Below are 6063 nucleotides of genomic sequence, written 5' to 3' on the forward strand. Positions count from 1 at the left end.
AGGGTTGGATCTTTGGCCATGGGATTCGGACTTGTCGTCGTGGTTTGTTTGCCATCGCCGGTAGTTCGCGGCGGATCCAGTCGGCGCAGGTGACGTTGGGTTCCAAGTGCCATTTGCCGACCATTCCGGTGCGGTAACCAAGTGGTTGCAAATGCTCGGCAATGGTCACCGCTTCGGTTGGTAGCGGCATGTCGGGGATCGTGTCGATGCCGAGACGTTGTTGGTAACGTCCGGTGATCAGCCCGGCGCGTGATGGGCTGCACTGTGGTGAGGTCACGTAGGCATTGGTGCAGCGAACCCCGCGAGCGGCCAAGGCATCGATGTGCGGGGTTTCGATGTCGTCGACGACGTCCTGGCAACTCAGGTCGGCCCAACCCTGGTCATCGGTGAGGATGATGACGACGTTTGGTTTGGTGGCGGGAATGACGGCTTGGGCGGTGCGGTCACCGACGCGAAAGTAGCCCAGAGGTTTGCCGGTGGCAGGTTCTCGAACCATCCACACCGCGCCCGGGCGAGTCGATTGGGTCTGAGTTTGGTTTGGCTGGATGGTGCCGTAGGGTTTGGGATTTGCTTCTTCATCCATCCAGCAGAGTTCGACTGGGTCGCGTTGCTGGTTGAGGAAGTGCACTGGGAATTTGTTCCCGGCGGGTTTGGATGGCGGAGCGGTTTCATTGCTGATCGGGTGAAACGAAAGCTTCGCCAGTGACTTCACCGATGGTTCAATCCGTTTTGCAAACTTGGTGGGTGCGATGGAGCGAAAGTGGGTGAGTTGTGAGAGGGCAGTGGGCTCGCTCGCAAGGTTTTCCCATTCGTAGGGATCGGATTGGATGTCGTACAGTTCTTCGCTGCCGTCGGGGTAATGAACGTAACGATGAGTCTGTCCGCTGATCGCGTAGGCTCCGGGTTGGGAGAGATACGTGACGGAATCACGCGTCCAATCCTTTGTGTTCGGATCGTGAAGCAATGGCAGTAGACTTGGTCCGTCGTTTTGCGGCCGCGAAGGCAGTTCACACAAATCGAGGAGCGTTGGGAACAGACTGAGTGTGTTCACGGGGGCATCGCAGACGACGCCAGAGGGTGTGCCTTCGGGCAGCGATGGGCTGAGCGATTTGGGCACGCGAACCATCAGGGGCACGCGGGTGACCGCTCGCCAGGGAGTGTACTTTTGCCAGTGTTCCTTTTCGCCCAGTTGCCACCCGTGGTCGGACCAGAGGACCACGATCGTATTGTCCGCGTTGGGACCGGATTCCAAGGCGTCCAGGACGCGGCCCAGCATCGCATCGGCGAAGTGAATCGACGCGAGGTAGCCTTGGATGCCTTGCTTCCATTGGTCTTGTTCTTGAATGTGAGCGAAGTAGCGATTGCGAGCGGCGCGTTGACCGGCGGCAGGCACGTCGTCCAAATCATTTTCCAGATATCCCGGCGGAAGTTGGATGCTCTCAAGTGGAAATGGTTCGAAGTATTTCTTGGGGACAAACCAGGGCTCGTGCGGGCGGTAGATCCCACAACCCAGGAAGAACGGTTGGTCATGTTCGGCGCGAAGTTGGTCGCCGATCCACTGGCTGACCGCCCAGTCGCCACCGAATTCTTCATCGGTCACATCGAGCGCAGCCCAGTCGGTTTCAACGTATTGCCACGGGCCGCCGCGTTTCAAGCTGACGGGACGTTGGGTGGGGTAGAACGTTTGTGGCAAGGGGTTTTCTGATTCAGCTTTGGGAAAGTACTCGTCCCAAGAACCGGCGTCGATGAAGTAGTGAAGCAGTTTGCCAGAACCCGCGGCGTGATAGCCATGATTGCGGAAGTACTGTGGCAAGATGACTTCGTCCGGCATGATCTCTCGCATCTGTTGGCGATTGTCGTACAACCCGGATTGATTGGGAGCTCGGCCAGTGAAGACGGCGGAGCGACACGGGTTGCAAGCCGGTGCGGGGCAATGAGCATTGGTATACAGGATGCCGCTAGCCGCCAGTCGATCCAAGTTGGGCGTGATGCTTTGAGGATGCCCGCCCAAGCAGCCGATCCAATCATTCAGGTCGTCCATCGCGATGAACAGAACGTTCGGCTTCGCGGGCGATCGAGGAGATTCCGCGAAAGCATGCGGAAGGGCCAGTAGCATCCAAAGCAGCACGGTCGAAAGTGGGCGATACATCATCGCGAATATTTTGGGGTGCGAGTGAGAACGGTCAGCGCGAGAACGGGTTTCGTTTCGAACCAAGGTGGTCGCTGTGCGTGGGGCTCGCCAGCGATTGTCTTTCAAGGTTCGCAGGAAATCAGGGAGCGAGTGTCGATGATACAATGCGATTGATGCCGATGTTTCGGCTTGTTGGGCGGCAGGGCACAAATGCTCGCTAGTGGTGGATTATGCTGCGTTCGGATGATGTATTCTTCCTGCGAGACGCGCCGGGTGGTGCCGTCTGCGATTCGATACCTACATTTTTGCGATTTGATGGCTCCAATGAATAGGCAAGTGATGGGACGTGATTTCTTAGTCGGTGTGATAATGGTCGCAGCAACGGTTGGTGTGTGTGGTTTCCAACGTGGAGATTTGTGGGCTCAGGAGTCCGCCGCGGCAGAGGCGGGGGCTGATTTGCGGTCGAAAATCACGGTGGAACCTGGCGAGCAAACCGAGAACTTCTTTGTGATTCCGGAACCTGCCGAGGGGCGACCGGACCGACTGCCGTTCTTGTTGTACACGCCCAAGGGCTATGAAAAACATGAACGTGTTCCACTGTTGTTGTTCTTGCACGGTCTGGGCGAGAGCGGCGATGGGAACTTCCAACAAATCGCTGTGCATGGGCCACCCAAGCGAGTTGGAAAGGAAGGCAAGGAGATGCCGTTTGTGATTGTTTCGCCGCAAAGCCCCAAGCCGGGGAAAGATCGCAAGGACGTCGTTGAATCTTGGAAGACGGATGAGCTGATGGCGTTGCTGGACTATGTGGAAGGACAGCTTTCGATTGACACGCGTCGTGTTTATGTGACTGGGTTGAGCATGGGTGGATTCGGAACGTGGCGTTTGACGGCAACTCATCCCGAACGTTTCGCTGCGGCGATTCCCATTTGCGGCGGTGGGAAAACGGAGTGGGCAGACGAGCTTGCCAAGACTCCGATTTGGGCTTTCCATGGTGGCAAGGACAATGTGGTTGTCCCCAGCCAAAGCGAAGAAATGGTCACCGCGATTCAGCGAGCTGGTGGGGATGTGAAGCTGACGATCTACCCCGATGCAGGGCACGACAGTTGGACCGCGACCTACGCGAACCCGGAAGTTTACGCTTGGTTGTTGAGGCACCAACTCGGACAATAGAGCCGAGCATCTGATGATGAGATCGGTGTTTTGGTATAGTCCCGCGAGCGTCTTAGGCGGAAGATTGACGCTGGACTCATCCTTTTCAACGCAACCAAAACGAAGCCTCCCATGACAGACCGGCCTCCACGAAGCAACTCGGTGCAGGACGCCTGTTTGCTGATCCTCACGGCGATTGCTTTGACGGCCGCGGTGTATTGGTTGCGATCGGTGTTGGTTCCCTTTGTGGTCGCGTTGTTCATTGTCAGCGGGATCACACCGATCTTGGACTTCTTGCAGGCCCGGCTGAAAGTGAATCGTGTCATTGCCGCAGGCGTCACCTTCGCTTTGGCGATTGGCGGCACGTTCTTGGTTGGGGCGAGCATTTGGTTGTCGATTGCCCAGATGTCCGAAGAGGGCAAGCTATACCGGATGCGAGTGTCCGAGATTATTTCAAAGGCGGAGGACTGGTTGCACGAGAACGTCGCTGAGCGGTTTGATTCCGATGAGTTGACGAACAAATCCGAAGCCGCGGTTGCTGATTTGGTGGAGGAGCCCGAAACGCAGGTCGTTCCGGAGGACCGGTCCGAGCCTGATGAATTGCTTGCCAATGCAGCCGCTGATTTGAGGGCTCAGTTGGAGGAGTTTTTGCGAAACGGTGTCGCATCTTTGTCGAGTGAATTGTTTCAGCTCGGATCGACCAGCATCGTGATTCTGATTTACGTCTTCTTCCTGTTGCTGGGCAACCTGAGCGGTTACGGTGAAAACACGTTGGCGTATCAAGTCAACCGGCAGGTTCGTTCTTACCTGTTCGTGAAGACGATGATTTCGCTTGCCACTGGCATCGTGTTTGGGATGGCGCTGTGGTTGTTCGGGGTGCCGATGGCGCTGACGTTTGGACTGCTGGCGTTTTTGCTCAATTACATTCCCAACATCGGTCCCATTCTGGCCAGTATTCTGCCGTTGCCGTTCATTCTGTTGCATCCCGATGGCAGCTTGGCTTGGATGATCAGTGCAATCGTGGTGACGTGTTCCATTCAGGTCGCCAGCGGCAATTTGTTGGAGCCGAAGTTGATGGGCAACTCGGCGGATTTGCACCCGGTGGTGATTCTGTTGGCGCTGATGTTCTGGGGGACTCTGTGGGGAATCACGGGGATGTTCTTAGCAACCCCGATCACCGCGGCAATCAAGATTGCTCTGGACCGGATGGATGTCACTCGCCCGGTGGCTCGGGTGATGGCGGGACGATTAGGACCGCGTGCTAACGAGAGCATCGCCGCCCATTGAACGGCGGCCGGTGAGGGGACGTGCATGGTTCCCATGCTCGATCCTTCCCTCGCTCACGCATTTTGATGTTGCGTTTTTCTCAAAACCCGAAGCGTCAGTTTCTTCATAACCCGAAGCGTCAGTTTTTTCATAACCCGAAGCGTCAGCGAGGGAAAAACGATGTTGACTTCGCCTCGCTGACGCGTCGGGTTATGAAAAACCCAATGCCTCACGCAAAAGCGCAACTTCAAAACTCACGCAGCGGGTTGTGATGGGGATTCTTGGCCGATTCTGACGGGTAAGAGCGCCCATCCTACCGCATGCGTGGCATTTTGAATTGGAGCGGTTTTCAATGGGGCAAGATTAGTTGTTCGACTTGGCCAGGCGTTCGGAGAGCGTTCGGAAGATGACAAAGAACGTTGGGACGAGCAACAGAGCGAAGATCGTAGCGGCGATCATGCCACCGACGACGGCGGTTCCCACGGCTTGGCGGCTGGCCGCGCCCGCACCCGAGGCGATCAACAGCGGAAGAAAGCCGAGGATCGATGAGAATGCGGTCATCAGGATGGCTCGGAATCGGAGTCTGGCGGCGGTCGTTGCCGCATCGCGAGGCGATTTGCCGGCCGCGCGTTCTTCACTGGCAAATTCCACAATCAGAATCGCGTTCTTGCTGGCCAACGCGACCAGCAACACGATGCCGATTTGCGTGTAGGTGTTGTTGTCGCTTCCTCGTAGCATCAGCGACAAGGCGACCCCCAGTGCGGCCAGCGGCACGACGGCGATGACCGCAGCGGGGCTGGTCCAACTTTCGTACTGGGCCGCGAGAACCAAGAACACAAACAGGATTGCCAAGCCAAAGATCAAATACTGGCCGCCGGAGGCTTGTTTCTCTTGGAATGACATGCCGGTCCATTCGTAAGAGAACGACACCGGCAACGTTTGCTCTGCGGTTTGTTCCATCAAGGTCAGTGCATTGCCGGAACTGACGCCAGGGGCGGCGGACCCGTTGATCGCCGCACTGGGATACATGTTGTATCGTCGGACAACGTCGGGACCAAAGTCATCTCGCACGGTCACGATGGAACCCAGCGGGATCATATTGCCATGGTTGTCTCGGACATCCAGTTGCGTGATGTTGGAAGCCGATCGTCGGAACGGTGCTTCGGCCTGCGCTCGGACTTGATACGAACGGTTGTTGAGTGTGAAGTCATTGATGTAGGAAGATCCCAGCGACGCTTGCAAGGTCGCGAACACACTGCTGAGTGGGATGTCCATCGTTTTGGCTTTCGCCCGATCGACGTCCACATAAAGTTGGGGAACGGTGGCTCGGAAGGAACTGTTCAGAGCTGCCAAACTGGACTGTGTGGAGGCGTTGGCGACGACTTCCTCGGTCGCGTTTTGGAGGGGCAGGTAACCATTGCTGCCACGGTCTTGGACTTCCATCTGGAACCCGCCCGCGGTTCCCAATCCGTCGATGGGCGGGGGAGCAAATGTGAACAGGATAGCGCGTTGTTCGG

4 protein-coding genes are annotated in these 6063 nt (G+C 56.9%); 2 read left to right on the forward strand and 2 right to left on the reverse strand.

All coding sequences use genetic code 11. From position 1 onward, the window contains the following. A partial coding sequence (locus ACF8AM_RS00005) for a sulfatase-like hydrolase/transferase (RefSeq protein WP_392553652.1) occupies positions 1 to 2041 on the reverse strand: 2041 nt, incomplete at its 3' end. 414 nt (positions 2042 to 2455) lie between these two features. Here ACF8AM_RS00005 and ACF8AM_RS00010 point away from each other — a divergent pair. Both ACF8AM_RS00010 and ACF8AM_RS00015 read left to right on the forward strand, forming a co-directional pair. After that, positions 2456 to 3301: a prolyl oligopeptidase family serine peptidase gene (locus tag ACF8AM_RS00010; RefSeq protein WP_392553649.1), complete on the forward strand. Its 846-nt coding sequence runs from the start codon at positions 2456 to 2458 to the stop codon at positions 3299 to 3301. 111 nt (positions 3302 to 3412) lie between these two features. Next, positions 3413 to 4567, forward strand: coding sequence for an AI-2E family transporter (locus ACF8AM_RS00015; RefSeq protein WP_392553650.1), 1155 nt, complete (start codon positions 3413 to 3415; stop codon positions 4565 to 4567). A gap of 342 nt (positions 4568 to 4909) precedes the next feature. Here the strand turns inward: ACF8AM_RS00015 and ACF8AM_RS00020 are convergent. Then, positions 4910 to 6063: efflux RND transporter permease subunit (locus tag ACF8AM_RS00020; protein WP_392553651.1), on the reverse strand; the 1154-nt coding region annotated here is incomplete at its 5' end.

The organism is Rhodopirellula sp. JB055, from assembly GCF_043100905.1.
In the GTDB taxonomy this organism is placed as follows: Bacteria; Planctomycetota; Planctomycetia; order Pirellulales; family Pirellulaceae; genus Rhodopirellula.

What these genes read in the sequence shown, in the direction of transcription:
- ACF8AM_RS00010 (WP_392553649.1), top strand. Translation starts at nt 2,456, where the DNA reads ATGAATAGGCAAGTGATGGGACGTGATTTCTTAGTCGGTGTGATAATG.
- ACF8AM_RS00015 (WP_392553650.1), top strand. Translation starts at nt 3,413, where the DNA reads ATGACAGACCGGCCTCCACGAAGCAACTCGGTGCAGGACGCCTGTTTG.